The sequence below is a fragment of the Paenibacillus sanfengchensis genome, from assembly GCF_036864765.1.
Classification (GTDB): domain Bacteria; phylum Bacillota; class Bacilli; order Paenibacillales; family Paenibacillaceae; genus Fontibacillus; species Fontibacillus sanfengchensis.
In genome coordinates this window covers 1-25747 of record NZ_JBAGJC010000019.1, presented here as the reverse complement: position 1 = coordinate 25747, position 25747 = coordinate 1, and the positions used below count along the sequence as shown (strand labels likewise).

The window sequence follows — 25747 nt, the reverse complement described above, 5'->3', positions numbered from 1 at the left end:
GATGAAGCGCGATGTCTGAGCAAACGGGAACGCTGCGCTTGACGATGGCTCAAGCCTTGCTGAAGTTTATGGAGAACCAGTACCTTGAGGCGGACGGGGAGGAAGTTCCTTTTTTTAAAGGCGTGATGGGCATCTTCGGCCACGGCAACGTGACCGGCCTGGGCGAAGCATTGGAGCAGGGAAACGGACGGCTTGTCTTCATCCAGGGGAAAAACGAGCAGGGCATGGTGCATGCCGCCGCCGCTTTTGCCAAACAGACCAACCGGCGGCAGATTTTTGCCTGTACCGCGTCCATCGGGCCCGGATCGCTAAATATGGTGACGGCCGCGGCGGCGGCCACCGTCAACCGGATTCCGGTGCTGCTCCTGCCCGGAGATTATTTCGCCTGCCGCCAGCCGGATCCGGTGCTCCAGCAAATGGAGGTGGGCAGCGATTACACCGTCTCCGCCACGGACGCCTTCAAGCCGGTCAGCCGCTATTGGGACCGGATTACCCGGCCCGAGCAATTGATGGCGGCCGCCCTCCAGGCCATGCGGGTGCTGACGGACCCGGCGGAGACCGGAGCGGTGACGCTGGCGCTGCCCCAGGATGTGCAGGCGGAAGCGTACGACTATCCGGCTTCCTTCTTCGCGAAGCGGGTGCATGTGCCGGACCGCCGCCCTCCCGCGGCCTCAAGCCTGAAGCGGGCCGCCGGGAGGATCGCGGCCGCCCGCCGCCCGCTGATCATCGCCGGTGGCGGCGTTCACTATGCGGGGGCGATCCGGGAGCTGACCGACTTTGCCGAAGCCTTCGGCATCCCCGTCGGGGAAACGCAGGCCGGCAAAAGCGCCATGAGCTGGCGCCATCCTTTAAGCGTCGGCGGCATCGGCGTGCTCGGCACCAAGGCGGCCAATTTGCTCGCCCGGGATGCGGATCTGATCATCGGCGTCGGCACCCGGTATTCCGATTTTACCACCGCGTCCAAGTGGCTGTTCCGCAATCCGCAGGCGTCTTTTTTGAACCTGAATGTTCAGGGGGCCGACGGGATCAAGCTGGACGGCTTGCCTTTGATCGCCGATGCCAAGGAAAGCCTGCCCGCGCTTAAGGCGGCTCTTTCCGCCAAGGCTTATCGGAGCGGCTATGACCCCGATGAGCTGGCGAGACTTAAAGCGGAGTGGGACGCGGAGGTGGACCGGCTGTACGCGGACGAAACGGAGGGAGGCTTGTCGCAGACCCGGGCGCTCGGCATCATCAACCAGACGATCGATCCGGAAGCGGTCATCGTAAACGCGGCGGGCAGTTTGCCGGGAGACCTGCAGCGGCTGTGGCGCTCCGTCCACCCGAAAACCTACCATATGGAATACGGCTTTTCGACCATGGGATACGAGGTGAGCGGCGCGTTCGGCGTCGCCTTGGCGGAGCCCGGCCGGGACGTCTATGCCTTGGTGGGTGACGGCAGTTACTTGATGCTGCATTCGGAGATGATCACGAGCCTGCAGGAGCGGCGGAAGATCACCATATTGCTTTTTGACAACCATGGATATCAATGCATTCACAACCTGCAACGGGAAAACGGCAGCGGCGGCTTCGGCAACGAATTCCGCTACCGCAGCCCGGAAACGGAAAGCTTGAGCGGGGATTATCTGAGCTTCGATTTCGCGGCCCATGCCCGGAGTCTTGGCGTGAAGGCCTACAGCGCGACAACGGCGGAGGAACTGGAAGCCGCGCTGAAGCTCGCCAAGGAAGAGGAGGTCACCACGCTGATCGCGATTTCCGTTCTGCCGGGAACCCATACCGGGGGATACGAGTCCTGGTGGCGGGTCGGCGTGCCGGAGCATTCCACCTCGAACGAGGTCAACGCGGCCCACCGGCGCATGCTGCAAAGAACCGGAGAAGCCCGGCCTTTCTAAAATTCGATCGTAAAGGAGCAGGTTATCCAATGGAAAAATGGAGTTTTAAGCTGGGCGCCCATCCCATTAACTGGGTAGGCGAAGATGTCGCAGAGCATGGCGCGGATACTTCCTATGAACAAATCTTGGACGACATGCAGGCTCTGGGGTTGAAGGGGACGGAAATGGGCCGCAAATATCCCCGGGATCCGGCGGTGCTGCGCCGGGAACTGGATTCCCGCGGTATTCAGCTCGTGTCCCAATGGAAATCGGTGCGGTTCTCCGATCCGTCCCGGCGAGCGGCGGAGCTGGAAGCCTACCGGCGGCATGCGGATTTTCTGGCCGGCTTCGGCAGTAGGGTGATCAGTACCTGCGAGACGGGAGGTTCTTTTTTTGCCGATGCTTTGGGAGGAGGCGGCGCGGGCGGGGCTCCGCAGCGGGGCCTGGACGACGAAGGCTGGAAGCATCTGGCCGAGGGGATGAACGAAGCGGGGAGAATCGCCCAAAGCTTCGGCCTCAAGCTGGCCTATCATCATCATGCCGGCACCGCGGTGGAAAGGCCTCATGAAATCGAAAGGTTGATGGAGACGACCGATCCGAATCTGGTCTACCTGCTGTTTGATACCGGCCATGCTTTTTACGGCGGGGCCGATCCGCTTGAATTGCTGCGCACCTATTACGAGCGCGTGGCTTACGTTCACTTGAAGGATGTCCGTCCCGGAGTGCTTGCGGCCGCCCGGGAAGAAGGCTGCGATTTTATCACCTGCATTCGCCGGGGCGTTTTTACCGTCCCGGGAGATGGGTGCATCGATTTCGCCCCGATTGTCCAGGAACTGGGAAGTCGCGGTTATCAAGGCTGGGCCATGCTGGAGGGAGAGCAGGATCCGGCAACGCACCATCCATATGATTACGCCAAACGGGCGATAGAATATCTTTATTCTCTTTGAACCGCAGGAGAGAGAACGGGAGGAATCAGGATGGAGAAAGCGGTAAAAGTGGGGATTATCGGAGCCGGCCGGATTGGTAAAATTCATGCGGAAAATTTACTGCGGCTGGATGACGTGGAGGTGGCGGCGATCAGCGATCCGTTAGCCGGCGGGGAACTGGAAGCTTGGGCCGCCAAGCGGGGAATCCGACGGATCACGACCGACAGCGGGGAGGTGATCGGGGATCCGGAGATCGATGCCGTGTTCATTTGCTCGCCGACGGATACCCATGTGCCTCTGACCTTGGCGGCAGCCGCCGCGGGGAAGCATATTTTTTGCGAGAAGCCGGTCAGCATGGATTTACAGCGGACCCAGGAGGCGTTGGAGGCGGTGCGGTGCGCCGGAGTCATGATGCAAATCGGGTTTAACCGCCGGTTTGACCATAATTTCAAGCGGGTTCGCGAGCTGGTGCGGGAAGGCCGGATCGGCGAGCCGCAGATCGTCAAAATCACCTCGCGCGACCCGTCTCCGCCCGCCGCGGATTATATCCGGCGTTCGGGAGGGCTGTTCATGGACATGGCGATCCATGACTTCGATATGGCGCGCTACCTGGCGGGCAGCGAAGTCGAGGAGGTTTACGCCAAAGGCGCGGTATTGGTGGACCCGATGTTTGCCGAGTGCGGCGATGTGGACACGGCGATCACGACGCTGCGCTTCAAAAACGGGGCGATCGGGGTGATCGACAACAGCCGCCGCGCCGTGTACGGATATGACCAACGCGTGGAGGTTTTTGGATCAGGCGGAAGCGTTACGGCGGACAATGATTTTCCGAATTCCGTGGTGATCAGCCATGGAGAAGGCGTTGTCCGCGAGAAGCCCCTTTACTTTTTTCTGGAGCGATACAAGGAGGCTTTCTTGGAAGAGATTCGATGGTTTATGGATAGCATCCGTACGGGGAGCCCGGTGGAAGTCGACGGGTTTGACGGGCTTCAGGCCGAACGGATCGCCCATGCCGCCAAACGCTCGGCCCGGCTCGGTCGTCCGGTGCTGCTCAGCGAACTGGAAGCGGCGGAAAAACAACATCCATAGCGGGAGGTGGAAGAAGCATGTCGCAATATTTGATCTCGGCTGCTCGGGAGCCGGATGAATCCGGACGCATTCTGTCCGTGACGCCGGAATCGGCACAATGGAAGTATGTGGGTTTCGAAGTGTATCGGCTGCGTCCCGGCCAGACCCTGAGTCAAGAAACCGGGGACCAGGAAGCTTGCGTCGTCCTTCTCAGCGGTAAAGCGGACGTGAGTGCCGGAGATGAAGTGTGGACGGGAATCGGGCGGCGGATGAGTGTGTTCGAGAAAACTCCTCCTTACTCCGTCTATGTCCCTTCCGGCACCCGATTTACCGTCGGCGCGTCGACCGAGCTGGAACTGGCGGTTTGCCGGGCGCCTGGCCGGGGGACGCTGCCGCCCCGGTTGATTGCGCCCGAAGCGGTGGGCGTGGAGCACCGGGGCAGCGGCAGTATGGGCCGGCTGGTTCACAACATCCTGCCGGAGCAGGAGCCGGCCGACAGTCTGCTCGTTGTCGAAGTGTTCACCCCCGGCGGCCACTGGTCCAGCTACCCGCCCCACAAGCATGACCGCGACGCTCTTCCGGAAGAATCGCTGCTCGAAGAAACCTATTACTTTCGGATCGCTCCCGAGCAGGGATTTGCCGTGCAGCGGATTTACACGGAGGACCTGTCGATCGACGAAACGCTGACGGTTCGGGACGCGCAAACGGTGTTGGTGCCGAAGGGCTATCATCCCGTTTCCGCGCCGCCCGGCTACGAAGTTTACTATCTTAACGTTATGGCGGGCCCGCGCCGGACTTGGAAGTTTTACAATGATCCGGGGCATGCCTGGCTGATGGGGCAGAGACGCTGAAATATCTATAGTTTGTTTGTTAGAATGCTTGTTCAGAGTGCCTGCCTTTTGGCGGGCACTTTGTGGTGTCCTTCGGAATGCTATGGTTGCGGCAGGCCGCTATTGGTCTTGACCGATGGACGAGATTTTATCCTATGTTATAATTTGGATACATTTGACTCGTTCTAAATAGGCTAATTTAGGCCAATTGGTTAGGTGGTGCAATAGTGTACGCTTTGCTGTTATCTGGCTTATTCATAGTTTATCTAATCTGCCTGAATACGATGTTTTCAAAGGAAATAACACGCAGGCACAAGGGAAAGCATGAATACGGAATGGGCTGCTACACCATATCTCCCTATGTGTAGGAGGCAGTCTGAATTTCCGATGGAGTGCACGAAACCGATATTAATAACTGGATTTTTTCCCGCTAAATTGGTGCCTAGGTTGCTGCAAAGGCGAATTACCTGGAAAACCTCCTGCTAATTTGCCCGAAAGTGCGTATATCGGCGATGGGGCCGCAAAATAGATGGAACTTTTCCGGCTAAATCGGGTCCAAGGAGCAATAGCGAAATAGTAACGGGAGGTTTTCCCGTTATTTAGAACGAACATATACCAACGAACCGAAAGATCGCACGCATACATTAGAACAATAATGATGAATATGAGGTAGGTGGAACGTTTCTTGAAGGTATACCTGAAAAAAGGCGCGGATCATGAATTTGCGAATCATAATTTTTATGCCGCTTATGACGGATTTAAGCAGATGGGCTTCGAATTGCGTTATTTTCAAGATGTAAGTGAATTGTCCGATCATCAAAAGGAAGACATCGTGGTCGGTTATGTCGATGACGTCAGATCCATGCTCCGTAAATACGATATTGCCGCACCCGAGATAGATTACCCCGAAGAATTAGCGGTTTATTTAGGCAGAAAAGTATGGAAATCAAGGCTGAGTGCGATTGCCAATCATCCGGAAAATTGGAACGTATTCGTTAAGCCGGTTGAAGATAAGAAATTTACCGGTGTTGTGGTCAGAAGCACAAGGGATCTGGTCGGAAGCGGGTCTTTTGGCGAGGATCCCGAAGTATGGTGCTCGGAAGTCGTCAAATTTCAAGCAGAGTGGAGATGCTTCGTGAGATATGGGCAGATTTTGGATGTTCGCAGGTACAGAGGAGACTGGAGGCTGCATTTTGATCACCGAGCCGTTCAAAACATGGTCGCCCAATTCAAGTCCGCTCCCCGTGGATACGCTGTCGATATTGGATTGACGGATCGGGGGGAAACCTTATTGATTGAAGTTAATGATGGGTATGCGCTGGGGCATTACGGCTTATTTAGTGTGGACTATGCGAAGTTATTGTCGGCAAGATGGGCTGAATTAGCAAATACGGCTGATGAATGTAACTTCTAATTTTGAAAGGGAAAGAAACGATAATGGTTTATATTTGCAGAATCGAGCTGGAAGCTCCAGGAGAGATTGGCTGACCTACACACTCAAATAGGGTAGTTAGATATAGGCGGAGAGATTTATACGCGCGGCAGGTGGAGTTTTACGATATTTTTGTTGACGGGATGGAAGTCTTTTTGAATATCGAAACAGGCGATGTGGTCATTTTACGAACGTTTGACCAGGATGAAGAGGACGAAGAATTAAGCGAGATCGTTGAAGAAGGCTTTAATGAAATTTATTTTCGGATACCGAATCGGGAGTCGGATGAAGGGTACGCGGATATGGTTGATTTTACAGAAACGGTAGCAGATAAAAAACTAAGAACAACCTTGTTGCACATATTGAGCGGTGGAAAGAGAATATTACGGAGATTCAAAGATGCGTTGTCATCCGATCGCCAACAGTTGGAGCGATATTATCTTTTTATTCAGGAACGGAACCGGGAACGTGTCGCGGAATGGTTGGAGTCGATAGATATCAAGTTTAGCGTAGAGGAAACTGACCGGGATAGCTGACCTCGAGATTCTAAGAGAAAAGAACGACTACGTTGATTGAGTGTTAAAGGAGAACCCATGTAAGAACGAGTAGAACGCTTGTTTGTATGTTCGAATCAAGGTAAACTATAACTACAATTGAATCTTGGGTGGGCATGGTTTCCCTTCGAAAGGGGGTGAAGCCATGGAAAAAAAGACGCATTGACGATCATGTTTCTATTTGGATCGTTCATTCTTGCTCTTTTAACTTACATTAATAATAACAACAAGAGAAAGTAAAAACCCACCCCAAGGTTGGTAGCTGAAGGTGGGTTTTCATCCTTGAATGACTTAGAAGGGATACCATCCAAGCCAATTGTACTGACCAAGTGTTAGCGCACTTGGTCTTTATTAAATATATACTAGCACATTAATAATAATGAATCAAAGCATGCGGATGAATAACCCTGTTTTAAAGCGTAAAAAAGTACTGCCCCCCTTACCAGACTTTGAAAGATCCATACTATTGGGAACATGGATGATGGGAATGAAGAAGTTGGGAGCTGTATGGGATGAGCAGGACAGAGGCGGAGAAAATTGTTGGCGAAGGAACTCCCGGATCATATGGTTATATTAAATATAAGTCGGGAGTGAGGATTGGGTATCGAAATGATAGAGTAGTGGCTTTAGCGATTTTTTCGGACGATTACGAAACTGGCAACGGTGTAAGATTGGGAATGACGAAAGAAGAAGTCAGAAAGATATACGGTCATAAGGCTCCTGACTTTGATATTCTGAGTTGGGTCTATGATTCGGAGACTAATTCGTATTTAACCGATGTGCCACCATCTGCGCAAGATAAAGAGGCAGCAGAGAAAGTATATATTTTTTAGGTTGCTTTTGACAAGAACGGCTGCTCAACCTCAATTACTTTAACGGATCTAAGGGGAGTATTTAGATAACTCTGGGAGAAAAATAACAGAGTTATTTCCCTATGGATTTAGTCATCGAAAAATTCAGTCAGATGACAGCGATGGCAACGAGGATCAGAGGTAAGCATCAGATCGGTCTTGAATCAATGGGGCATGACATGAGCTTTTGGGTTCGTTCGATCAAATTATCCGTGGAATACGAGAAGTTGGCACAAGATATTCGGAATGCGTCGGATAAGTTCGCTCCTTTTCTTAAATGAATGAAGCACTGCGATCTCAATCTGAGATGCGCAGTGTTTTTTTGTGGTGGAACGTTCCAAAATGCTCAATATTTATTAAAAGAAACAGCTGCCTATGTTCAAAATAAAGCCCTGCTTTGATTCAGGGGGGGTCACCGGCTTTGACGGTTGTTATGAAGTTTTTTCAACCATCGGTGGAGGACTGCCGCTTATTCTTCTGATTAACACGTTAATTTGTGCGGGAATTCCCTAACGGGAGAAAGCTTGTTGCCGTCCGGCTTTATTTGACTCATAGGTTGAAAAAAAGTTGAAAGTTAACCATTTTACATAAAAAAACACGGCCTCCGAACCCCTCTGGAAGCCGCGTTGTGCTTACTTATCCAATGATAGAGCAGGATACCCCAAAGGAACACAACTACTCATACGTCACCTCTAGAGTATCATCAAGCCACTCAAATAATCGTTGATTAAAATACAGCAGTGCGCCGAATTGACAATGCTCCTCAGCGGCATTCTCCGCTGTAAAGCGGATCATTGTTTTTCTGCATTGAAGCGCATCGTACAATTTCTCGGGTTGTCCGCCAAAAAAATGGTCCCCTTCAGCTTCGCAGACAAGGACCGGGCATTTGACAAGCTCGGCGACGCCTTCTAAAGTAAAAACTTCCGTTTTGTTAATCAGCTCGGTTATGGAGCGAGCCTGGAAAGTAAACAATCCATTATGCATCGCCCAACGAATTGACGAATTGACGGACATCAGATGTTCAATATAGGCTTCCAACTGATCGGGTCTGTCGTGGACAATATGCGGGGCCAGGTTTTTGAGTTCTCCGACCTGAAAAGAAAATAATCCGTCATTAGCGATACAGGCCGCAAGACGATGCTCATAGGCTGCGGCTCGCGGCGCCAGATATCCCCCCATACTAATGCCCATTAAGGCAATCCGGCTTTTGTCCACCTCGGGACGGCTGAATAGGTAATCAACAACGGGCGTGACAACATGCTCCCAGTCATGACGGAACGGAACCAGCTGCTCACGGATTACTGCTCCTTGACCGGGGCCTTCAAAGGTTAGACAGTGATAACCGCGCTGTAATGCTGCGGCCGCTCCTCCGAAATAAAGCTCTTCCCCGGTCGAATCATAGCCGCCGTGAATAATCAGTGTCGGTCTGGGAAGATCGTCTAGACGGTAAAAATATCCGGGAAGATGACGCCCTTCATAGGGGATATTTACTTCTTCCGCCTGACAATTCAATAATGGAAGCGCCAACCGAAAAGCCTGCCTGCTTTGATCCCATGTTCTCAACATACGGGGATCGCCGGGATTCTCATGCAAGAAAAACTCCGCGGTACGATAATAGTTGGAAGCACGCAGGTAGCATTCTTGGGCACTTTGTTTTTTACCTCGATTCATGCTTTCTTGGCCCAATGCGAAAACCCGCTCCGCAGTCTTCAGCCATTCGGTATGCCAGCTGTCAAAATTGCCCTCTTCAATACGATAAGCAGTGGACAGGCATTCCCCGATATCCGCCCCCCCATATGGGGAGTACCCCAAGGTGCGAAGTAACTCGAACGAAAACGTAGGATCTTGAAAAATAAGCCGCATGATTCATTCCTCCAAATCTCAGACTGGATGTTACAATAAGTGGAATCAATAAGTCATAATTGACCTATATCAAAATTAACATATAACATTTTAGATGTAAAGGAAATAGGTTAAATTGAGCTTAGAAAACAAATGAATTGGGACTTATGCTAAAATAAAGGGAATTACAGAAAGGATGAGTGGATTGAGCTTGATCAGATACGCGTTGCTCTCCCTATTGTCACGCGAACCGCTTAGCGGTTACGATATTAAACTGCAAATGAACCGCTTCAGTCCTTTTTGGAAAGCCGGAAGCAATCAAATCTATCCAGAACTGGCCAAAATGGAAAAGGAAGGATTAATTCAACTACAACGCGTAGAACAGCATACGCATCGCCCTGCTCGCAAGGTATATGAGATTACGACAGCGGGACAGGACTCCTTAATTGAATGGACGATCGCTCCCGGAGAATTAGATCGGATCCGCGACGATTTCCTGATCAAAGTGTATAACTCTTGGCTTATTGAACCGGATAAGATGATCGGCCGCATTACGGATGTGAAACAGCAGCATGAGGAAAGGCTGCATGAATACGAGGACAAGCTTGTTGAGCTCAGGGGGATGGTTCAAGGAATGGACGATAAAGCTCCGCTCATATCAAGTATTTCAGTGATTGAATTCGGCGTAGAATATGAGCAGCTTTATATCAAATGGTGCGAAAAGTTGATGTCGCAATTGGAGCCTACGGAGTAAATCCGAGCCTTATCAAGGAACCCTCGGCAAAATTGGATTGCCATCCAAAATTCTTTTCCCCAACATCGTACCGTTCCTTTCTTATGGTTGAAAAACAAAAGAAGAGGTAAGGGGAATTTCCTTACCTCTACCCAAAATTCGATAGTTGCGTCCATGGTACTCTCTCCCGGTTGCCCATGTCACGCCAGTGTCGGCACAAAGGTTTCCGTGATGGTGGAATATCACGCTCCAAAGATGACCCGGCTCAAAATATCCGCTCCGACTTCATTGGTAACGAACCAATGTTTCTGCCCGGAAGGCTGTTTCATCTCCGCAAAGTTTAGGCCCTAATTGTAAAAATGGAACTCGACCACAGGGTTGTCCCTGGAGACGGTGTAGCGGTGATTTTGTCCTCCTTCCCACACAACCTGGTTTTCAAACTTCTTGATTGCTTTGAATTCGATATTTTCGCCTTCCGACAAATTAATCGTGAGTGTCCAATCCTGGGAATTCGGATTTTGTGCCGATTCGACCGCATGGACCGGATTCCAGTCCCCAAGCTCCGGAATATTGCCGGTCAAATAGACACTTTGGCCTTGGAAAACGTTTGCATTTTTGATGACGAAGGTCACGGGCACCTTGCCGGCAACGGGCTCTTCCTCCGTCACAATGCCGTCCTTGATCCAGGAGGTCCCGCTAATCAGGTACCCCTGCTGCCCGGAGCCGGGCATTTGTTTTCCGCCGCTGTTAAACAGAACATTGGCTTGGCTCCAGCCGGAAATGGTGTGGGAATACCAGCCGTTCCCCTCGCTTTGCATCGGAACTCCCGGCCAGGCCGCATTTTCCTTCTTGGGAGTCAACGTCTCGTCGTAATAATAAATGTTGGGAGCACCCCAATCCGCCGGCTTATAGAAATAAACCTTCATCTCTTCGCCCGTGCTCGGGTCCTCCTTCGAATACTTGAATATCTTCTCGGTTTGGCCGGACGAGTTCGCAGCGACGATTTTCAAGACAAACGTCGATCCGATAGGAGCCCCGGCGCCTATGCTGACCGAATCTCCCGATCTGAACGGAGTCGCAGGATCCCCGTTCAACGTGTAGGTTGCCGAATGTGCATTGGAGTAGTTCATTCTGACGTTAACAGAATCCGTAAAGAAAGCACCGTCCGCGGGATCCACGGATACTGTCGGAGTTTGTTGTGCCGTATTGTACAGTACGGCGATTCTGCCTCCGTCCAGGTGACCGGTGATTCTGCCGTTCGACACCGTGAACGATCCACCCCCGCTGGCTCTGTTCTGGTAAACGCCATCCGCCAGTCTGGTGGGGGAGTTGATTTGAGCATTGCCGCCAAGATTCACAATTGTCATACCTTTAGTTCCGCGTTCAACCAGCATGATTTGATTGCCTTGCGTTCTAAGGTATTCGTCTTGACCTACCATGGCATTGTGGAACTTGTTAACGGCGGCGATATCCGGGTCTTTCCAGAGCGTATTCCCCGCGTCGCCGAGCCGGTGAGCGAATTTCCCGCCGCCCGCCGGTCTGTTGAAGAACAGGGAGGTCGTCTCCGCCCGGGAGGCGATGATGGCCCAGCCCATTTTGATCTGCCAATCGTTCATTCCCGTTGATTCGCCGTTGTCGTTGGCATAAGTGTCGTGCGATTCAACCCAGGTGACTAATTTGGAAGGGCTTACATTATTGGCGTTAAAAGATTTGGCTGCCTCAACATGGATGCCGCCGTGATAACCGACGGCGCTTCTGATACTGTTTCCGTAGTTGGGGGCCGCCAAACTGAGATAATTGGCATAGCCGGCAAAGTTGTCGGCTCCACCTTGAAGCACTTCGCCATAATTAAACAGTCTGTCTTTGTTGTTCAACGAACCTAGTACCCGGGGCCAGAAATTGGAGCCCGCGGGATCGTTGGGCAGCTCGATGTGCTTGGCGGCGTCGAATCTGAAGCCGTCGGCGCCCAAGGAAATGGCGTCATTTAGGAAACTGATAATGATATTTTGCAATTCCTGGTTGGACGTATTAAGGTCGGGCAGGCTGATTCCCCACTGTGTGACTTGCCAACGGTCATTCCAGTTTTCCACGCCTCTGGCTTCATGCCAGAAATAGCGGTTATTCTTAATCTCCGGATCGACATTATGCGCCGGGTGATACTGCTGATTTCCGCCGCCCGCATTCCCCGTATGATTGGCGATAACATCAACGATAATGCTGATGCCGTATTTTTCCGCCTCCTGGCAAAGCCGTCTGAAATCATCCCTGCTCCCCAATTGCGAGTTGCCGATTTTAAAGTTAATGGGCTGGTATAAAATCCACCACTTGTTGCCTTCTGTCAATCCTTCCTTGCTGCCTTGGATAGGCGAAGTTTGCACCGCTTTAAATCCCGCCTGAGCCAGTTCCGGAAGGTTCCTGGTGATGTTGTCAAAAGACCAGTTCCACGCATGAAAAATAAGTCCGTCCTTCGTCCTTTCCGGGAGTCCGTAATCCGCGGCAGCCGTTAGCTGGGCATCCGAACCGCCTAACTGCCGAACATCGGCATCCGCCCGTGCTTCGGGAGTAAAGCCGATCGTTTGCAATAACATTGCTACAAACAGAACGATACTCCAGATTCGCGCCCCGCCGGGCCTTTTCTTTCTCCTCATACTACACTCTCCTTTAAAATTTATTTTACAACTAACCTCATTTGAGAGATTAGGAGTAAATAAGAGAGGGCGTGTCAAATGATTGCGCTTTCATATTAAGGCAAACGTTTGCATTTTCGGTTGTTGGATAATCCCATTTTTTCATTGATTTTACAATTTGTCAATACTATATTTTGAGAGGCATGGCGCTTTTCGCGGATGTTCCTTGAGCCGCTCACTCCACGTTCTCGAAGCTGCTTCGTCCGTAGATATCATGGCTAGGGGGTTGTTTAATTATCCGATGTTTCTTTTTCCCCGTACAGGCACGGTTGGGCCCCTGCCCACATAGAATGAAATGATCCCACATGAAGAACGATTGTTTCATTGTCATGAGATTCAGCAGGAGGTGTCTTCTTTGCCCGGATTGTTTACTGCCATTGCATTGTTTATCAAACAGCTGACTCTGCTTGTGTCCTACGTAAAAAACAACGCGTTCCCCAGCCCTTAACGGAGGAAGAGGAAACGAGGCATCTGCAGCGAATGGCCGAAGGCGATGCGGTTTCCCGCAATTTGCTGATCGAGCATAACCTGCGGTTGGTGGCGCACATCGTCAAGAGGTTGTGGACACGAAACGATGTAAATATAAAAACACAAAGAGTTCAAATCCTAATGTAGATGATTACCTTATCGATCAGACATCTCTACTCGGTATATATGACTTAAATCGTGATTTAAAGAGGATACGTCTTCGTTAAAAGGACATTGTGTTCGCACTGGGTTTTGATTTGTTAGCCAAAATCTGTCATGACGATTTCATTAGATTGTTGTTTGAGATCAGTTCAAAGCGGATTAAAGGAGAAAATAATAACCAAGATTGGCTTAGGTACGATACCTAAGCCAATCTTGGTTTCACAACATAATTTCTGTGGTCTGTTTACCAATTGGTCTTGCTTCGTGGACGGACTCTCCACCAATGATGACCCGAGGTATAAATTTAAATCAATAAGAGGGCCGATCAAAAGTTCTATGGAAAGAATTTAATGATCGTGGGTGTAGCACTTAAATAATCAATACGATAATCGACCTTTTGATATTTACTGCTAAACATTAGAGACTATGGAAGTTTTGGGCTTTTCATTATCTTTTGCTAAAAAGTAGAAATAATATATTCTGCACTATAGAAAAAGAACCACCAGCAAATCCAAATAGTAAGATCAGGCCAAATCCTGCCATATTATTTGATGTAGGATTAAACAATAAGAAAAGTAATCCCAAAATAATTCCTACTAAACAGTAAAGCAAGAAATGCGTGAATTTTCCATATTTTTTAATCCTTTGATCGATATAAATTGATAGAGGAACAGCAATGAATAAGTATACTAAAAACAAAATTACAAATCCGAACAAAAATTTACTTAAAAAGGTATAATACAAGACATTGTCTTCATTTGAGTTAGTAATAAAAGTGAATAATAGAGATAAAATCAATGCTGAAATAAATGCTGAGATAATTCTAATCAAGTGACATTCCCCTCAAGTGTTTAATAGATAAACGCCTGTTAATATCATAGATATCACAGGCGTTTGATTTTTATTAATTCGATACACTAAATGATCTAGCTAAAGTACTAGGTGCTCCTAAATATTCGAAACCTTCATGGGCATGATTGAAGATAGTTAGGACAGTTCCGTTACTAAGTCGAACATACAATTCATGAGACGGTGCGCGATCATGAACTCCTTGGAAGCTGTAAGCACCGCCTTTTTGAGTAATTACCCTCATTTGATAGTCAATTTCGGCACCTTTAACTGCGTAGGGGTTCCCGGATTTATGATATACCGTTACATCAACCTTACTTGCAGATGTACTATTTACAATACGGTTGATATATGCGCCGGAGTCTTGTTTGGAGCCTACAAGAACATAGTCTTCATCATATGCATAAGTTTTTGATACATCTTTAAAGAAATTTTCAGAAGCTGTAGTAGAATCTGTATAAAAAATAGTATCTCCAACTGTTTTTGTTCTGTATGCTTCAGATGTTGAACTAAATGATCTGTTATCTCCTTTAAAATACTTTATTCCGTCTCCCCATGTTTCAAAGTTGTACCAAGGATCTTCAGCATATTGAAGAGGGATAAATGTTTTGTAGGTCCATTTAAATGAATTGTTGATTGCTGCAAGTTGTAAATCTGGATCAACTATTGTGGAGTCGACAACTTTAATTATACTGTATGGTTTTTGTGCGATCTCTTTTAATTTCTCATCTGACAGTGGATTATTAGATACTTCATAAAATAGTTTTAGTTCTTCTTTTTTTTCTTCCGATAATGGAATAAAGAATTGTATTTCATAAGTGGTGTAAGCATTTTTGAAATTCTCATTATCAATATACTGAGTATTATTTACAGTCGCAATCAGCTCACTGTCTTTATAAATTTGATATTCTTGGACACCTGGTACCTCTTCCCATGAAAGAAGTACTTGATTTTTTGAAACAATAGCGTCAGCAGATAAGTTCAAATTTGAGTCACTAAGATCAACAGAATTAATTTTGTTGGAAGAACCAGAAACTGGTGTGTGGGTAGAAAAGTAAAAATATTCTTCAGAATTTTCCTCATTTAATAAAGTTACTTTGTAGCGGTATAAAGTGTCAGGTATCAAATCATTTAAAATTATTTCAGAGTCATAACCTTCATAAGAAACAGAATTTTCTTCATCAATATTTGAAACGATGATTTTACTGCCGTTATTATTAACGTTCAGTTCTATATAATTTGAAAATGTTGATATTTTTAGAGGTGGTTCATTATTTGCTTTGGCAGAAGTGGGAAGGACAATAAACATTGAAAATAACAATAAGGACAGAATAAAATTTCGTACATCTTTCATTTCCTATACCTCCGCAAAATATTAGTTTATTATAAATTCAAAATTTAAAGATCCATAGCATCACCATCCATTCCTACTTCATTCACATATAATAATAACCTAAATTTGAAATATTTGTATAGTGTTTTACTCCTATTTAATTTAACATTTCAAAGTATCACCTATATTAGGCTTCTGCTCTACAAGCGCGTGGTTCGGCTATAATCGTAGTATGTGCCAAAGCCGATGTGAGCGAGAAGTAAAGTGGATATTTGCGTATCTCGCTGAGGATGTATTTAAGGAGAGTTCATTAATGGTTGAAATGCCGATGGAATAGGTATTGGGAAGAATAATATGTTGGTTAGAATTTTTTTCCACTGTCAGGCACGACTGGGCCACGGCCTACATACAATGAACAGACCTCAGAGAAAGCACATTCCTCATCCGGCTCACGGGATCGCCTTCAGCCATGCGTTGATGATTCTGCTTCATTCAGGTTGGGGATAGCGTTATTTTTGACGTAGGAAAACGAGAAGACTAAGCTGCTTAATGAATAAAGCAATCATACTGAAAAGGCCTAGCATAGATGACACCTCCTACCTGTTGATTGAGCACAACCTTAGATTAGTAGCCCATATGAAGGAGGAGAAAATAACCAAAACTGGCTTAGGTATCGTACCTAAGCCAGTTTTGGTTCACAACACAATTTCTGTGGCATTTGTTTGTTGAATAACAGGATACTCATCCCAAGTTCTTCCCTGCAGTAAACGGCCAGTACGATGTTTTTGAACGCCACCCCACTGTTTGAAAAAGAAAGCAACATTTTGTTGCTGGCACTGATCTTTAATAGAAAGAACCCACTCTTCTTCCATTGGTCGGGCTCCATGGCCTGACTCTCCACCAACGATGACCCAGTGTATATCTACTAAGTTTAAATCAATAAGGGGGCTAATCAAGGGTTCTACGGAAAGAAATTTAATGGTTGCGGGTATGGCTCTTAAATGATCAATTCGATAAATGACTTTTTGATTTTCTACACTTACACCCTGCCAGACATTAGGAGGCCATGGAAGATGGGGGGCAAGTTCTAACAGACGATCCGAACGTTTGGTAAGAATTTGAAAAGTATGCCAAGGTGCTTTTTCCATTACGTCAAATACACGTTGTATAAAATCTAAAGGTACATCCTTATGGAAAAGATCGGACATAGAGTTCACGAAAATTCGCCGTGGTTTCTTCCAAGATAAGGGCAATTCAATTAAATCGGGATGTAAAGTTAATTTGAATTCATTTTCATAACGCGGATTCCCCATGGCATGAAGTCGCTTGGCCATTGTAGCAGCATAACAGTGACGGCATCCTTCCGATATTTTCGTGCAGCCTGTGACGGGATTCCATGTAGCTTCCGTCCATTCAATGCTTGATGATGTGGACATTGATTAATCCCTCCCAGGACAAGTATAGCATAGATGGAAAAAGCAGGTTGATTAGAACAACCACATTTGTTCTTCAACCTCATGTTTGTTATCTAATTGATCTGGAAAAGACTCTGGTAGAAAGGAGTTTATAATGTTACCTTCAGCTTCTTTCCTGAAATCTTTAAATTGCTTATTTGTTGTTCGAATCCACGTGGTATTAGAGAGTAATTTTTTTGAGAAATTATAGATCGATTTTTCATCTTTTAGGGATTCGAAGGGCAATGGCGTATGTTGAAGAAAAAAGTCAATGAGTTGGGCATAGGTTATATTCGACTTTCTATTAAAATGTTTCATAAAGTCTTTTACATAATCTTTGTATTCATAAGAAATTAGTTGATTATCATCGGAAAAAAGGTCACAAATAAAAAAATCGGTATTTAATTGATTTTGAAGAATGTACACATCCTCAGCTTGTTTTCTTTTTTCCTCAAATTGAACCATGGATTTTTTCATTTCAATTAATCCCCTTCGATTACGCGTTACAAAAACCAAGTGAAAATAAACATTGTTGTTAATTTGGCTATGTATTCTTTTACTTAGAGCATACGTAGCTGCATTTCCAGATTTGATTTCATTTTTATAAAATTCGATAATACTATCCTCAAGTTTAAGCAATTTTTCTAAATGGGGGGTGGGTAGTGTATCATCACTCTGATTTTGCAAATTAAGATATTCTGGGATATTTGGAGGGAGGTAGTTAACGCCGAAAAACTTGCATAATTCTTTTTCGTTAGATTTAATAGTTATGTTTCTCACAAGAGAATAACTCATTACATTAATTAATAATTCATTAGATGGATGACTAAGGATTTTTCGCATATCATTCATGAGTACTCCTTTATAACCAAAAGGATCAATGAAATACAGAGTAGGTTTGCCTTTCGTACGATAAATCAAATCATCCAGGTGATCTTCAAATTTACCGTGAAGATTATGAATCTGGCTAGAAAGAGGAGAAGAGAATTTTATTTTTTCGAGTTCATGAAAGTAATCTTGATCGTTTTCAACATTAAAGATATTAAATTTTAAAGCATTTCCGTATTCTTCTTGTAATAAATTTTGAAAATGTAATAAACGATGAATGGCAATTTGAGGAGACCCCATTTTTCCGTCATCAAAATACCCACGCCCCGCAAAACCATCGACAAAATTAACTTCAGTGATTTTCCTTCCTTTTGAAGCGTTAGCTAAAACCTGGCTCCAGTTCTTCAGGTAATCCTCAAGAAGAATATGTTTCAAGTGTGTCTGAATGTCCTTTTTGTTAAAATGGCCGTTTCCTTTGTGGGACATAAGAATCACCTCTATAGGTATGATTTTGAAAATTATACCATGGGTATATTAATCAAGTATACAAAATATGTCTATAAAAAGGATGTATTAGTGCATAAAAACTTTAGTATTGGTTACAACACAAAAACAATAATTAAGTTCTTAATTCATATTTAAGTATCTTCCATAAGCCCGAAGTACTAAGTGGTTTGTAATCCATCGACCTGAATTTCAGAATAATAGAAATGTCTTTAGCTTTGAGCATAGGGGAAAATTTACAAATAATATTAGGTTCCAAATTTTGGTGAACTGCGGTGTGTATTTATGGTATATTTATCCTAAGTAAATATACCTGTGCGGAGGAAGAGAAATGAATACACACTCACTTAGACGAAAACGGTTTTCACCTGACACAATTATGGATGGTTCAACAACAGAGCGCCCGAATGATTCTAGGAAAGAGTTTTCAAGAGACTATGCACGATTAATTCATTCACCTGCTTTTAGAAGACTTCAAGGGAAATCACAAGTCTTCGGCGCTGGAAGTGGTGATTACTTCAGAACTAGATTAACGCATTCCCTAGAAGTGGCTCAAATTGCACGGCACGCTGCATCCGTACTATCAGAGAGAGAGGAACATACTGAGGCGGGGGCTAAAAATCCAGCTTTTGTAATTGATCCTGAAATTGTAGAGTGTGCTGCTTTAGCCCACGACTTGGGCCATCCCCCGTTTGGACATAAAGGTGAAGAAGTTCTTAATGAAGCACTTATTAAAATTGGTAGGGACAATCACCCCTTGCATTTTGAAGGAAACGCTCAAAATTTCCGAATATTAATGTTTTTAGAGAAAAGAAGGAAGGAAAACGGATTAAACTTGACCTCGGCGGTTTTGCTTGGGATTAACAAGTATCCGTTTGAAGGTAGCCAGGAAAGCTTAAAAGGGATGTATCCAACAGAGTGGGAATTTATCAATCATTTAAGAAATGAATGGGGCATTCCATCGAAAAAGAAAACACTTGAAGCACAGTTGATGGATCTATGTGACGACATAGCATATTCCACCCATGATATTGAAGATGGGATAAAATCAAAAAAAATTGACCTGACTAATATACGAGGTGCCGAACTTTACTCTGACAAGGTTGTTTCTGAACTAACTACACTCTATCCTGAGGGCCACCTTATTTGGGAGGGCCGAAGCATTCAAGAAAGAGTAAAAGAGGTAATAACGCGTTATATTGATAAATGGAAATTAGTACTATCTGATTACAATTTTGATGAGTCTCGTGCTCGTAGAGAGTTGAAGGCAGACACAGTTAATTGGTTCGTAAACAATATTGGGGTTATTGATTATGAAGATTGGAAAAAAGTAACGTTTGTTAATAAGAGCAATAATACAGAAAATAATGAAATCTTACGGGAAGTATTAATATTAAAGAAATTAGCTTGGGTAACTATGATCAATGATCTGAGGGTTCAGAGGCTTCAAAAAAGAAGTGAGAAAATAATAAATGGTTTATGGGATTCGTTTATTAATGATAGGGATGGGAAAATTATACCAAAAGATTGGATGGAGAGATTCGGAGAGTCGCCTGATTGGGGGTGGGAGAGATTCGTTTTAGATTATATTGCAGGAATGACAGATTCCTTCGCAGAAAAGATTTATGGTGAATTATTTAGTATCAACACCAGATCGATTTATGATTTGGATTAAAGAATGCCATATCGAAAAACTATAAGTAACGATCACTTGTGGCTATATTAACCAACACATGAATTAGCTTAAATATAAAGGATTTTAGAGATCCCAAATTTATAAACATTTTAAAATAACGTAGGAAAATAAATATATAAATAATGAAAAAAATCAAATTTAACGGGGGAATAAAACAATGTCTAATCATTCAATTTCGGCTGATACCATATTACGTACAGAGGGAACTAACAGACGCTTAATAGATATCCAATTTCACCCAACGGAAAATAAAATCGTGGTTCTTGAGAAAAAGGAGATATCCTTTGCCGAACTAAAAAAAATGTTAGGGGGGACAACAAATTTAATTGCTGATGTAAGAGTTGATAATAGTAACAATCGAGCTCTTGTCAAACTCGAAAAGGATAGACGACTACGCGACATGGAACAAGAAATTGTTTGTGAAGAGGACGGATATAGAGTATACAATAACGGTACCGAACTGAATAGAAAAAGACAAAAAGAATTAAGGCTTGAGGCAATAAAAGAGCGAGACAAGGGTCAGTCAAGTAATCACTTTTAAATTTGATCTACAAGCAGTCAAAGTGTTTGTTTTTTTGTTGTTTATAAATTTTGAATGATAAGATTTTAATTGTTATAAACTCAACTCCGCAGAGCCAAAATTGGCATAAACTAATGTAGCTACTGGCTTTGTAAGCAATGAGATACTTTTCTTGCAAAATAGAAAAACACCGCTTTGTTTGGTACAGTGAGAGTGTCCAGCAATCACTATCAAACAGAAGAGGTGTCTTCCATCATGATAGATCATCAACACGATCTAAATCAACTGCCAACCGAATTAAAGTCTGCTTTTCAAGAACTGAACATCATGAAATATCTTCGACAAGCTGGATTTTGCAAGCGTTTTGGTTTCAGCTGTTTCCGGCTCTTCCAACTTGTCTTCGTCCTTTTGTTTCACCAGAAAAGTTGGTTTCGTCTGCTTGAAAGCAGCAAGGGAGACTCGTTTCCTGGTAAGGATGCCGTTTATCGTTTCCTTAATAATACCGGCTTTTTGACGTCGCTCAGCGTCGCCACGGTACAGAAGGTCAGTGTTCTGACGTCTGCGGACCGGGACTCCGTTTTCATTGTTGACGATTCGATGTTCGAGCGCAATCGTAGCAAAGCTGTTGAATTGCTTGCCAGATTCAAAGATCATGCCACTGGCGCATATTATAAAGGATTTCGCATGCTTACCATGGGTTGGTCGGACGGTCACACCTTCTTGCCGCTCGATTTCGCTACTCAGTTCCAATTACTCGGCGATCAACGGCATAAACGAGAACATCGACAAGCGGACACATGGCTACAAGCGCCGTTAGGAAGCGCTACAGTCGGCTCCACAAGTAATCGCATCCATGCTGGATCGTGCTTTGGAAGCCGGAGCTACTGCTTCTTACGTATTGATGGACAGCTGGTTCACGCATGCACCGCTCATTGGCGAAATCGTTGCCCGTGTGCTGAACGTGATCGGCATGGTCAAGAATGCCAATAAGCGTTTTCTGGTTCAGGGCCGTAAATTGTCGCTAAAGGAACTGTATGCGGTCGCGTCTTCTGTCGAGAGCAAGAAACATGGCGTCCTTCGCTGCATTCGGACTGAGTTGGCCCTCAACATTCCGGTTCATGTGGTATTTGTTCGTCACCGTACTAAGAAGAACGAATGGCTCGCACTTCTAACAACGGATCTTTCCCTTACAGTGGAAGATACCATCCGCATTTATGCGATCCGCTGGGACATTGAGGTCTTCTTCAAATGCACCAAATCACTACTTCGTTTACAAAAAGAGTCTCAAGGTCGCTCTTATGATTTGATGGTCAGCCATACCACAATTGTGTTTTCGCGCTATATTCTGCTTGCTTGGCAGCATCGACAAAGCACAGACTCGCGCTCATTCGGCGGCTTGTTTTATTTGCTGTGCGACGAAGTCGGTACGTTAGATTGGGCGGTTGCTTTGAAGCAACTACTCGATCTCATCAACGAAATCGCTGCGAAGGCGGGGAAAAAACTCTCGGCTTTGATTCAGCGTCAACTCCAGCAATGGATTGCAGTTTTGCCTAGTTACATCAAGGCTTGTTTGCCGATTTCATGCTGCGAAAGTTGAGTAATTAAGACTACAACAAGATAAGAAGAGAGGACGATCTTAAAAAGAAATCGTCCTCTCTTTTTTACGTGCGCCCGGCATGGGCGATAACTTGGCGGTGAAAGTCCGCTACAGGCTTGGCAGTAGGAACTGTTAGCCAAGGGCAAGGGTGTCCGCCGCGAGGCGGAATCTGAAGGAAGCCGGAGGCAAACCCTCGGTCTGACGAACAGAAATCACATACAAGGCAAGATGGGACGGACGAGCTTGCGTAACAAAGCAAAGTCCAATACTGCCCGAATCCCATCTTGTAAATGTGGCAGATAGATGAGGGGAAGGTTATCGCTCTTACCCGGGGAGATCTCACAGACGTGGAGTAGGAAAAAAAAATCCGAAAGACGGAGTAAAGCTTGCTGTGAGAAGTCAGCAGAGGCCATAATACCGAAATTTTTTTTCGGGAAGGGCCGAACAATCGTAAGTCTCAAGTACATGCAGGAAGGAGAGCCGGTGCGATGAAAGCAGAGTACCGAAAGGGCTGCCCGCAAAGGGATAGTGTGGAACACGAAGAGTATGCAGGAGCGCGGAGTATCGGAGCTCGGGAAAGCAGGGAAAGGGATGGTGCAAGCGACTTGCTGGAAAAGATTCTGAGCAGAGACAACCTGAACAGAGCCTACAAGCGGGTCAAAAGCAATCACGGAGCACCGGGAATCGACGGAATGACCGTCGAAGCGGCGCTGCCGTGGCTGCGGGAGCATGGAGACGAACTCTTGCGAAACATCCGGGAAGGAAGGTACAAGCCAAGCCCGGTGCGACGCAGGGAAATTCCCAAACCAGACGGCAGAGGAGTTCGAAAACTCGGCATTCCCACCGTAGTCGATCGCGTCATCCAACAGGCGATCGCCCAACAGCTGCAATCGCTGTATGAACCGAAATTCTCGGAGGGCAGCTATGGTTACCGACCAGGACGGAGCGCGCAACAAGCGATTCGGAAGGTAAAAGCTTATGCGGAAGAAGGGTACGGCTACGCGGTAGAGATCGACCTGTCGAAATATTTCGACACCCTGAACCACGAACTGCTCATGAACCTGCTGCGCAGACAAATCCGGGATACCCGCGTGACGGAGCTGATTAAGAAATACCTGAAAAGCGGTGTCATGGAAGACGGGGTAGTCGTCAAGACGGAGGAAGGTTCGCCGCAAGGCGGACCCTTGTCCCCGCTGCTGGCGAACATCTACCTGAACGAGTTTGACCAGGAGATGGAAAGCCGAGGGGTGAAGGTCATTCGATACGCTGACGACATCGTAGTGCTGGCCAAGAGCAAACGGGCAGCAATGCGGCTTCTGGAATCCTGCCGGATATACCTGGAGAACAAGCTGAAACTCAAGCTGAATACGCAGAAGAGTAAGGTGGTTAGCGTAGTGGCGCGGAAGCATTTCAAATTCCTAGGCTTTGCGCTGGGAAAGGACGGAAAGGGAGTGTACATCCGCTCTCATCCGCAATCCCTCGCGAAAGCGAAGAAGAAATTGAGAGAACTGACGGGCCGGAGCCGAGGCAAAAATGTTCGACAAGTCATGGAGGATGTAAAAGTCTTTATTCGCGGCTGGGTCGGGTATTTCTATGCAGCGGACATGAAACGAATTCTGCAAAGCTGGAACGAGTGGCTAAGAAGACGCCTTCGCATGTACATCTGGAAGCAGTGGAAGAAACCGGGGACCAAGGCACAAAACCTGCGCAAGCTGGGAGTGCCAGAGTGGCAAGCCTACCAATGGGCAAATACGCGGTTGGGATACTGGCGGATCGCCGGGAGCCCGGTGCTGTCTCGCTCCATAACAAACGAAAGGCTCGCACGGGCAGGGTATTATGACTTCCCTGCACAATACGAGCGATTACGTCAATTGCACTCAAACGGTTGAACCGCCGTATACCGAACGGTACGTCAGTCTGTCTAACAATTGATTGCTGAGCATTCTGCAAAATCTAAATTCATGCGATTTTACCCAAAGAAACGTTGCGCATCTTAGAAATCGAATGAGCTCGGTATCTGAAGTGACGTACGAGCTCATTCACTCCCTTTATTTTTATTATTCTCTTGAGATTGTAGGCAAGACAAATTAGGTTGGTCTCAGTGCCTACTGATGCCAGCCCTCGTGTTAAAAAGTGTGTATAGCCCCAGTGACGCTTTATTGTTCCGAAAGGGTGCTCAACGATTGCCCCTCTTTGCTTATAAATATGACTTTGACTGCGTGTATTTTCGGCAATCTGTTCGATCAGTTCTTCATCTTTAAGTCTGGTTACCGACCTTCCGCCTTTAGCAGACGTGCAGAGATCCTTTTGTCCACAGATATCAAAGGCTTCACATGTGTACCGCCTGTACTCTTTTCCATCTTGTTTTCCATTCCATTTGAAAGGTAATTCATAACCCAACGGGCAAATATATCTATTGTTTACGGCATCATATTCAAAGTTTTCTTTATCAAATCCGCTAGCTACTTTGTTTTGCTTTCCCTTCTGCGGCTTAATTAAGAGCTCGGTGCTTTCGTCGACAACGCCGATGATTTCAAGGTAGTTGTAGTAGCCTGTGTCGGCCAGAATTGTGCTTTTTTGATCACGGAAAACTTGCTTTATTTTCTTTGACATATTGGAAAGTTGCCCTTGATCATTGACATCATTAACCGTATCGCAGTCCACGATCAATTTATACTTGCTGTCCACTACAGTTTGAACATTGAAGCAGACTTCATGCTTCCCGTTGTTTTTCATTGATTTGGCATCCGAATCGGAAACACAAAGCTGTTTTTCACCTGTTTCCTTGAGTTCTTGTTTCATGACCTGTAGCTCGTGCATTCTCTCTTGATAGACTTCTAACTTTTCTGTGATTTCCTGCTTTTTGAGGCGATTGTCCTCTGTTAAAAAGTCGCGTAAATAGGCATCGATTTTTTCATCGATATGCTCCAGCTTCTTACTGATAATGTTGTCGTTAAAGTGTTTCTTTTTAGAGCAGTTCGCCTTTATTTTTGTGCCGTCAATCGCGACAAGCCGACCATCGATTAACCCGAAACCTTTTAACATTAAGGTGAATTCTTTAAACAGCTTTTTTATGGCCGTTTGGTTACTCTTCATGAAAGCAGATAAAGTGCCGTGATCCGGCTGGAGTTTACCAATTAGCCACATCAGTTCAATATTTCTTTTCGTCTCGGATTCCATCTTGCGAGAGGATCGGATACCGTTCATATAACAGTAAAGATAGAGCTTGAGAAGCTCTTCCCGGCGGTAAGGCTTTTGCCCCGCTTTGGAGCCCGAATAGATCTGAAATCCCAACTCTTCTAGGGTCAAGCTATCGACGTACGCATCGATAACTCTGACAGGATTTTCTTCTTCTACAAAATCGTCCAACGTATTTGGAAATAAATAAATTTGATGTCTATCTTCACCTTCGATAAATGGCATATACGCTCATCTCCTTAGATACAGAGATTCGACAAAGGTCATCCATTTCCATGCCCGAAAACGGAGAGTTCAATAATTGTTAGACAGACTGACGTACGGTGGTGTGAGAGGTCGGCTACTCA

Annotated in this window: 19 protein-coding genes and 2 pseudogenes; 14 read left to right on the top strand and 7 right to left on the bottom strand. The window is 46.1% G+C overall.

The genetic code is table 11. The annotated features are described in order from the left end of the window. Positions 1-11: 11 nt before the first annotated feature. The 8 genes from iolD to V4U84_RS24250 all read left to right on the top strand — a co-directional run bounded on the left by iolD (position 12) and on the right by V4U84_RS24250 (position 7511). Entirely contained in the window at positions 12-1889 is a 1878-nt protein-coding gene (gene iolD, locus V4U84_RS24285) for a 3D-(3,5/4)-trihydroxycyclohexane-1,2-dione acylhydrolase (decyclizing) (RefSeq protein ID WP_334078150.1), read from the top strand. 29 nt (positions 1890-1918) lie between these two features. Continuing rightward, positions 1919-2815, top strand: a complete 897-nt coding sequence (gene iolE / locus V4U84_RS24280; protein WP_334075167.1) for a myo-inosose-2 dehydratase — start codon at positions 1919-1921, stop codon at positions 2813-2815. A 30-nt stretch (positions 2816-2845) separates the two neighbouring features. Next, positions 2846-3883: an inositol 2-dehydrogenase gene (iolG, locus tag V4U84_RS24275; protein WP_334078149.1), complete on the top strand. Its 1038-nt coding sequence runs from the start codon at positions 2846-2848 to the stop codon at positions 3881-3883. A 17-nt stretch (positions 3884-3900) separates the two neighbouring features. Further along, positions 3901-4713: a 5-deoxy-glucuronate isomerase gene (iolB, locus tag V4U84_RS24270; RefSeq protein ID WP_334078148.1), complete on the top strand. Its 813-nt coding sequence runs from the start codon at positions 3901-3903 to the stop codon at positions 4711-4713. 664 nt (positions 4714-5377) lie between these two features. Then, positions 5378-6106: an ATP-grasp domain-containing protein gene (locus V4U84_RS24265; RefSeq protein ID WP_334078147.1), complete on the top strand. Its 729-nt coding sequence runs from the start codon at positions 5378-5380 to the stop codon at positions 6104-6106. Between the two features lie 131 nt (positions 6107-6237). Beyond that, positions 6238-6660: a UPF0158 family protein gene (locus tag V4U84_RS24260; RefSeq protein WP_334078146.1), complete on the top strand. Its 423-nt coding sequence runs from the start codon at positions 6238-6240 to the stop codon at positions 6658-6660. 189 nt (positions 6661-6849) lie between these two features. Continuing rightward, positions 6850-6918, top strand: a complete 69-nt coding sequence (locus V4U84_RS24255; protein ID WP_220482927.1) for a putative holin-like toxin — start codon at positions 6850-6852, stop codon at positions 6916-6918. Between the two features lie 272 nt (positions 6919-7190). After that, positions 7191-7511, top strand: coding sequence for a hypothetical protein (locus tag V4U84_RS24250; RefSeq protein ID WP_334078145.1), 321 nt, complete (start codon positions 7191-7193; stop codon positions 7509-7511). A 693-nt stretch (positions 7512-8204) separates the two neighbouring features. Here V4U84_RS24250 and V4U84_RS24245 read toward each other — a convergent pair. Continuing rightward, positions 8205-9215 carry an alpha/beta hydrolase family protein gene (locus V4U84_RS24245; RefSeq protein WP_416367296.1) on the bottom strand — a complete coding sequence of 337 codons (1011 nt, stop codon included), beginning with the start codon at positions 9213-9215 and terminating at the stop codon, positions 8205-8207. A gap of 361 nt (positions 9216-9576) precedes the next feature. Here V4U84_RS24245 and V4U84_RS24240 point away from each other — a divergent pair, with 361 nt between their 5' ends. Continuing rightward, positions 9577-10125, top strand: coding sequence for a PadR family transcriptional regulator (locus V4U84_RS24240; protein ID WP_334078143.1), 549 nt, complete (start codon positions 9577-9579; stop codon positions 10123-10125). A gap of 326 nt (positions 10126-10451) precedes the next feature. Here the strand turns inward: V4U84_RS24240 and V4U84_RS24235 are convergent, their stop codons facing one another. After that, positions 10452-12752, bottom strand: coding sequence for a starch-binding protein (locus V4U84_RS24235; protein WP_334078142.1), 2301 nt, complete (start codon positions 12750-12752; stop codon positions 10452-10454). A 394-nt stretch (positions 12753-13146) separates the two neighbouring features. Between V4U84_RS24235 and V4U84_RS24230 the strand changes: the two are divergent. Then, a pseudogene (locus V4U84_RS24230) lies at positions 13147-13349 on the top strand (RNA polymerase subunit sigma-70); the annotation flags it as partial. 519 nt (positions 13350-13868) lie between these two features. Here the strand turns inward: V4U84_RS24230 and V4U84_RS24225 are convergent. From V4U84_RS24225 to tcmP, 4 genes are all read right to left on the bottom strand, one after another. Further along, on the bottom strand, positions 13869-14252 hold the full coding sequence (locus V4U84_RS24225; protein ID WP_334078141.1) for a hypothetical protein: 384 nt from the start codon (positions 14250-14252) through the stop codon (positions 13869-13871). Between the two features lie 73 nt (positions 14253-14325). Then, the gene (locus V4U84_RS24220) at positions 14326-15624 is read right to left on the bottom strand and encodes a DUF3238 domain-containing protein (protein WP_334078140.1); all 1299 of its coding nucleotides are present in this window, start codon (positions 15622-15624) and stop codon (positions 14326-14328) included. Positions 15625-16298: 674 nt separating this feature from the next. Beyond that, entirely contained in the window at positions 16299-17039 is a 741-nt protein-coding gene (locus V4U84_RS24215; protein ID WP_334078139.1) for a DUF5131 family protein, read from the bottom strand. 51 nt (positions 17040-17090) lie between these two features. Continuing rightward, a complete protein-coding gene (gene tcmP / locus V4U84_RS24210; protein ID WP_334078138.1) occupies positions 17091-18371 on the bottom strand; it encodes a three-Cys-motif partner protein TcmP in 1281 nt (426 codons plus the stop codon). Positions 18372-18720: 349 nt separating this feature from the next. On the opposite strand from tcmP, the gene V4U84_RS24205 reads away from it, so the two are divergent. From V4U84_RS24205 to ltrA, 4 genes and pseudogenes are all read left to right on the top strand, one after another. Further along, positions 18721-20064, top strand: a complete 1344-nt coding sequence (locus V4U84_RS24205; protein ID WP_334078137.1) for a deoxyguanosinetriphosphate triphosphohydrolase family protein — start codon at positions 18721-18723, stop codon at positions 20062-20064. A gap of 178 nt (positions 20065-20242) precedes the next feature. Continuing rightward, a complete protein-coding gene (locus V4U84_RS24200) occupies positions 20243-20626 on the top strand; it encodes a hypothetical protein (protein WP_334078136.1) in 384 nt (127 codons plus the stop codon). Between the two features lie 234 nt (positions 20627-20860). Continuing rightward, a pseudogene (locus V4U84_RS24195) lies at positions 20861-22202 on the top strand (IS4 family transposase). Between the two features lie 488 nt (positions 22203-22690). Next, positions 22691-24091: a group II intron reverse transcriptase/maturase gene (ltrA, locus tag V4U84_RS24190; RefSeq protein ID WP_334078135.1), complete on the top strand. Its 1401-nt coding sequence runs from the start codon at positions 22691-22693 to the stop codon at positions 24089-24091. 70 nt (positions 24092-24161) lie between these two features. On the opposite strand, the gene V4U84_RS24185 is transcribed toward ltrA, so the two are convergent. Then, the gene (locus tag V4U84_RS24185) at positions 24162-25625 is read right to left on the bottom strand and encodes an IS1182 family transposase (RefSeq protein WP_334077415.1); all 1464 of its coding nucleotides are present in this window, start codon (positions 25623-25625) and stop codon (positions 24162-24164) included. Positions 25626-25747 lie beyond the last annotated feature (122 nt).

Excerpts from the sequence above, each read along its gene's own strand:
- V4U84_RS24215 (WP_334078139.1), bottom strand. The coding sequence starts at position 17,039 with ATGTCCACATCATCAAGCATTGAATGGACGGAAGCTACATGGAATCCC.
- V4U84_RS24205 (WP_334078137.1), top strand. The coding sequence starts at position 18,721 with ATGAATACACACTCACTTAGACGAAAACGGTTTTCACCTGACACAATT.
- iolG (WP_334078149.1), top strand. The coding sequence starts at position 2,846 with ATGGAGAAAGCGGTAAAAGTGGGGATTATCGGAGCCGGCCGGATTGGT.
- iolB (WP_334078148.1), top strand. The coding sequence starts at position 3,901 with ATGTCGCAATATTTGATCTCGGCTGCTCGGGAGCCGGATGAATCCGGA.
- V4U84_RS24185 (WP_334077415.1), bottom strand. The coding sequence starts at position 25,625 with ATGCCATTTATCGAAGGTGAAGATAGACATCAAATTTATTTATTTCCA.
- V4U84_RS24220 (WP_334078140.1), bottom strand. The coding sequence starts at position 15,624 with ATGAAAGATGTACGAAATTTTATTCTGTCCTTATTGTTATTTTCAATG.
- tcmP (WP_334078138.1), bottom strand. The coding sequence starts at position 18,371 with ATGTCCCACAAAGGAAACGGCCATTTTAACAAAAAGGACATTCAGACA.
- V4U84_RS24200 (WP_334078136.1), top strand. The coding sequence starts at position 20,243 with ATGTCTAATCATTCAATTTCGGCTGATACCATATTACGTACAGAGGGA.
- iolD (WP_334078150.1), top strand. The coding sequence starts at position 12 with ATGTCTGAGCAAACGGGAACGCTGCGCTTGACGATGGCTCAAGCCTTG.
- iolE (WP_334075167.1), top strand. The coding sequence starts at position 1,919 with ATGGAAAAATGGAGTTTTAAGCTGGGCGCCCATCCCATTAACTGGGTA.
- V4U84_RS24250 (WP_334078145.1), top strand. The coding sequence starts at position 7,191 with ATGAGCAGGACAGAGGCGGAGAAAATTGTTGGCGAAGGAACTCCCGGA.
- ltrA (WP_334078135.1), top strand. The coding sequence starts at position 22,691 with ATGAAAGCAGAGTACCGAAAGGGCTGCCCGCAAAGGGATAGTGTGGAA.
- V4U84_RS24235 (WP_334078142.1), bottom strand. The coding sequence starts at position 12,752 with ATGAGGAGAAAGAAAAGGCCCGGCGGGGCGCGAATCTGGAGTATCGTT.